Genomic DNA, 268 nt, shown 5'->3' with positions numbered 1-268 from the left:
AGATAACCCAATAAATCAGGTTATACTGCAAGAGCAGTTAGAATTACTTGGTTGCGAAGTCTTTATGGCTAGCGATGGCGAAGAGGCCTTAGTTATTTGGGATAATGAAGTCATTGATATTGTTTTAACTGACGTCAATATGCCTTACCGTAATGGGTATGAGTTAACTAAACAGCTGCGGAGTGAAGGTGAAACTTGCCCGATTGTTGGTGTTACGGCAAATGGTTTGAAGGATGAAGAAGAACACTGTTTAGCCGCATGGATGGAT

Annotated in this window: 1 protein-coding gene; it reads left to right on the top strand. The window is 41.0% G+C overall.

From position 1 onward, the window contains the following. A partial coding sequence (locus ACNQ0T_RS24325; protein WP_417930510.1) for a response regulator occupies positions 1-268 on the top strand: 268 nt, incomplete at both ends.

This window comes from Enterobacter cloacae complex sp.6700776 (genome assembly GCF_048284255.1).
Lineage (GTDB): Bacteria > Pseudomonadota > Gammaproteobacteria > Enterobacterales > Enterobacteriaceae > Enterobacter > Enterobacter intestinihominis.
This window is presented reverse-complemented; position numbering and strand designations above follow the sequence as displayed.